The 2,662-nt window shown below is 57.9% G+C and carries 4 protein-coding genes; 3 read left to right on the forward strand and 1 reads right to left on the reverse strand.

The window, feature by feature from the left end; all coding sequences use genetic code 11:
• Window positions 1-407, forward strand: a 407-nt coding sequence (locus ERD80_RS17385) for a BRCT domain-containing protein (protein WP_282183380.1), incomplete at its 5' end; no start/stop codon positions are given.
• Window position 408: 1 nt separating this feature from the next.
• Window positions 409-627, forward strand: a complete 219-nt coding sequence (locus ERD80_RS17390) for a DUF3820 family protein (RefSeq protein WP_136547815.1) — start codon at window positions 409-411, stop codon at window positions 625-627.
• 31 nt (window positions 628-658) lie between these two features.
• On the opposite strand, the gene ERD80_RS17395 is transcribed toward ERD80_RS17390, so the two are convergent.
• Complete coding sequence (locus tag ERD80_RS17395; RefSeq protein ID WP_021508088.1) at window positions 659-1,660, reverse strand: bile acid:sodium symporter family protein; 1,002 nt, start codon at window positions 1,658-1,660, stop codon at window positions 659-661.
• 101 nt (window positions 1,661-1,761) lie between these two features.
• Between ERD80_RS17395 and ERD80_RS17400 the strand changes: the two genes are divergently transcribed.
• Window positions 1,762-2,662 (forward strand): LysR family transcriptional regulator (locus tag ERD80_RS17400; protein ID WP_136547817.1); only part of this gene is annotated, 901 nt, incomplete at its 3' end.

Consider the following 2,662-nt stretch of genomic DNA (forward strand, 5'->3'; position numbering starts at 1 on the left):
GCATGAACGCCGATCTCGATGCGCTAATCGCGGTACAGGACGTCGGCAAAGTGGTGGCAGCGCACGTGCGCAACTTCATGGAAGAGGAGAGCAACCGTGAAGTGATCCGCCAGCTGACGGAGGAGGTGGGCGTGCACTGGCCGGCGGTGGTGGTGGTCAAAGCCGAAGAGATCGACAGCCCGTTCGCCGGAAAAACCGTGGTACTGACTGGCTCGCTATCGCAGATGAACCGTGACGATGCCAAAGCGCGGCTGACGGCGCTGGGGGCCAAAGTCAGCGGCAGCGTATCGAAAAAAACCGATCTGCTGATCGCCGGTGAGGCCGCCGGTTCCAAGCTGGCAAAAGCGCAGGAGCTGGGGATTGCGGTGATCGATGAGGCCGAGATGATTCGGCTACTGGGCGCCTGAGATGGATAAGCAGCAGCTGGTTGAAATTGCCAATACCGCGATGCCGTTTGGCAAATACAAAGGACGGATGCTGATCGATGTGCCGGAAGAGTATCTGCTATGGTTTGCGCGTAAAAATGAGTTTCCCGCCGGCAAACTGGGTGAGCTGATGCAGCTGACGCTGGCGATCAAAATCGAAGGCTTACAGGACTTAGTTAAACCGCTCAGGCGCAGTGAATAAGTGACAGGCCCGCAATTGCGGGCCTGATGTTTTATGACTTCTGCGCTTCAATCTGTTGCTTCGCCAGCTTCTTCTCATTGCCGGCTTTATAGCGCTGGGCAATGAACGAGCACACCATCAGCTGGACCTGATGGAAGATCATCAGCGGCAGGACAATAATCCCCACTGCGCTGGCCGGGAACAGAATGTTAGCCATCGGCACGCCGTTTGCCAGGCTCTTTTTCGAGCCGCAAAACAGCACCACAATCTCATCCGCACGGCTAAAGCCAAACAGCCGGGAAGCGCCAAGGTTGATCGCCAGTGCGACGAACAGAATCAGCAGGCTGCCAGCCAGAATCCACAGCAGGGTATCAACGCCGACGCGGTGCCAGATGCCGTTAACCACCGCTTCACTGAACGCCGAATAGACCACCAGCAGAATCGAGGTTTGATCGGTTTTGCCAATCAGGCTGCGATGCTTCTCTACCCAGCCACCAATCCAGCGGCGTGCCAGGTGGCCCAGCACAAAGGGCACCAGCAGCTGCAGCATGATTTTACCAATCTGCTCGAGGCCGTTACCCGGCGCATCGCTGTGCACATTCATCACCAGGTTAACCAGCAGCGGCGAAATAAAGACGCCCAGCAGACTGGAGGCGGAGGCAGCACACACCGCCGCGGCAACGTTACCGCCTGCCATGGAGGTGAAAGCAATTGCGGACTGCACCGTCGCCGGCAGGATACACAGGTAGAGGAAACCGGTGTAAATCTCCGCGCCGACGTTAACCGGATGCCACCACACCAGCAGCAGGCCAAGGATCGGGAAAATCACGAAGGTACTGCACATAATCCACAGATGCAGCCGCCAGTGGCTGCTGCCGGCGATGATCTTCTCACGCGACAGTTTGGCACCGTGCATGAAGAACAGCAGGGCGATGGCCGCGGTGGTCAGGTATTCGAAGAAATCGACGAACCCGCCTTTGGCCGGGAAGAAGCTGGCCAGCAGCACGGTGATGATGAGTTTGACCATCATCGGGTCAAGTCGTAAAAAGCCCATTGTTACAATCCGGTTAAATGTAATAAATGATGCTGCTGATTGTGCGTCAGACGCGTTTAGAAATAAAATTGATTTATTGCATTAATCTATGAGCGTAATCGATGAATTACACCTTACGACAGCTGCGCACCTTCGTGGCGGTGGCGCAGCACGGCAGTTTCAGCCAGGCAGGGCAGGCGATTGGGCTGAGCCAGTCAGCTGTCAGTCATAGCATTAAAGAGCTGGAAGCGGAGATGGGCGTACGGCTGCTGGATCGCACCACGCGCGAGGTGTTACTAAGCGAAGCCGGACAGCAACTGGCAACGCGGCTGGAACGACTGCTGGAGGAGCTCAATACCACGCTGCTCGATGTGCGCAGCTATGGCGAGCAGCGCAGCGGCACGGTGCGCGTGGCGGCCAGCCAGACGCCCTCGGCGCATCTGATGCCGCAATGTCTGGCCAGCAGCCAGCTGCGTTACCCCGACATTCGGGTGATTCTGCACGATCGCGTGCAGCAGTGGGTATTGCAGAGCGTGCGCAATGCGGAAGTCGATTTTGGCATCGTCATCGGTCCGCTGCAGGATGCGGATTTCGATAGCGAGGAGATTCTGCAGGAGCCGTTTTTACTGTTGTGTCATCAGGATGATGCGCTGGCGCAGGTGCCGCAGGCCCAGTGGTCAATGCTGGCTGGTCGCGCTATGGTGCTGCAGGATTACGCGTCGGGCAGCCGTTTGCTGGTCGATGCCGCATTGCAGCGGCTGGTGCTAAACGTGCAGGTGGTGCAGGAGATTGGCCATCCGGCCACGCTTTATCCGATGGTGGAAGCGGGCATTGGCATCAGTATTTTACCGGCACTGGCGCTGCCGCTGCCGTCCGGACGTAAGCTGACGGTGCGCCGGCTCTATCCGGAGATCAATCGCAGCCTGATGCTGATTAAACGCAAAAACCGGTCACTTACGCCGGCAGCGGAGGCTATCTGGCAGGAAGTGCGTCAGCAGGCGGCGCTGCTGACGCAGGATCGCG

This window comes from Pantoea sp. R102 (assembly GCF_004916815.1).
Classification (GTDB): Bacteria; Pseudomonadota; Gammaproteobacteria; order Enterobacterales; family Enterobacteriaceae; genus Pantoea; species Pantoea dispersa.